The 1,905-nt window shown below is 36.4% G+C and carries 1 protein-coding gene; it reads right to left on the reverse strand.

The window, feature by feature from the left end; genetic code table 11:
• Positions 1-269 precede the first annotated feature (269 nt).
• Positions 270-1,613, reverse strand: coding sequence for a serine hydrolase domain-containing protein (locus tag ACRD7A_RS18975; RefSeq protein WP_430812966.1), 1,344 nt, complete (start codon positions 1,611-1,613; stop codon positions 270-272).
• Positions 1,614-1,905: the final 292 nt, after the last annotated feature.

The raw sequence follows: 1,905 nt of genomic DNA on the forward strand, positions 1-1,905 counted from the left end.
CCTTTTTGCTGATTTGACCATCAGTGTTAAAAATAAATCCATATTTTCTAAGGGATGTGGGGAATGTTGCCCAACGGACGCGGGTATGAAGCGTTAGGGGAGAGTAGGCCAATTTTCATTGTTAGTTTGCACGGAGCCAAATCTTTGATTTGGTTATAACTTGGTATGCACCCCAACCAAATCAAAGATTTGGCGTGTTGTTTGGCCGCAGAGCCTTCGAACAGCAACTATGCCCCTAATGCTTTATGACCCATTGTTACAAACCGTTTTTATTTGCTATAATGTTCTTTGATAATTTGTCTTGAAAATCCTGGAAAATAGAGTAAATTCTCATAAACAGACGAGAACCAAACAATCACTGTATTTGTTTCTGGAGATACATAAATTCCTTGTCCGTACCGACCAGCTTTGTACATATCACCGTCATTAAAAACACAATCCCATTGGTAACTAGCATGCGAAGGTATTTCATTAAAGTACTTTGCATTATTTGAACCTTGCTCACCTTTTAGGTAAGCATCGGAATATTTATTGTTGTATGCTTTTGTGAAATAGGAATCACTTACAATTTGTTTTTCCGCAACTTTATTCCAACTAGGAGTAAACAACATCCCGAATCGTCCCATATCTCTTAATCGCGAAGCAAAAATAGCACCATTTAAAACTTCTCCTTGTGGAGTTATAGCATAATGCCCTTCGCTTTCCATTCCAACTTTTGTCCAGATTTTGTCACTTAAAACATCTTCAAATTTCATATTGGTTACCCGTTCCACTATGATTCCCAGGATTTGTGTATTCATAGTTGAATAATCAAATTGAATACCCGGTTCAATATAAAGCTTTACATCTTTCATAATCTCGAAAAGTGATTTTTCAGAAGGTTCAGAACGGGTTGCAATTGCATATGCAAATCCGACCGCTAATGGATGTCCAGGAGTTTTAAAATTTTTATTGGTCTCTACATAATCCATACCTGATACATGATGAAGAAGATGTTCAACTTTTACCTTCTGCCAATCTTCACTTGAAAATTCAGGAATATAATGTGATACATTTTTAGTTAAGTCAATTAATCCTTCTTCCTCTAATATATGAACTAACAATCCGGTAAGTGTTTTTGATGCTGAGAACCAAACATGCTTATCAAGCCTCCTCATTCCCATGTATTTTTCGAATTCTACTTTACCATCATGAATTATTAGAACACCTTGCATTCTGGTCTGATTATCATTTAACAATTCCCCAAAGGTTTTATTTCCTGCATCGGTTTGAGTCATTGTATTGAGAATGTCTAAATTAATTTCTTCTTCAAGCATTGCAACCTGACCATCACGATAAATTGTTCCCGTATTTGCTACTTCAGGAAGATTTAGGAATCCATATGCTCCTGCATTATCAGCCGTTATAAAGCTGCTGCTCCTATATTCGTTTCTGTATTCCTGAACTTGTTTTGCTGTTACTCCATTTTTATATACCGAAACAGGTAATAATTCAGAAGAGCTTTTTTCAACTTGTTTTACATTTTCTGTAGACGACTGTTCTTGAGTTGTATTTTGTGTACAGCCAAGACTTGTAATAATGATTACAATTAATAGTGACAGTTTATTTTTCATTATAATATAGATTTAAGGTTTTAAACATAAACTTTAATTATTCAAATTTAAGCTATTATTCTGCATGCCTGCTATGAATCATATTTCTGGGAATGTCCTAAATGGTTTGTAACGGCCTGCCGCATGGCGACGTAAGGCGAATATTGACCTCAGCAACCTTCCAAAAAGGAGGGAAGCCAAAGCGTTGTATTTGGTTTTAACTTTTCATTTTGGAGAGCCAAATCAACGATTTGGCGGAGCTGACCGAAGCGGTGAACCTTCGGAACCGCAGTGATCGCCTTATGCGCTATGG

Origin of the sequence: Carboxylicivirga longa, assembly GCF_050589825.1 — a bacterium.
GTDB lineage: Bacteria > Bacteroidota > Bacteroidia > Bacteroidales > Marinilabiliaceae > Carboxylicivirga > Carboxylicivirga longa.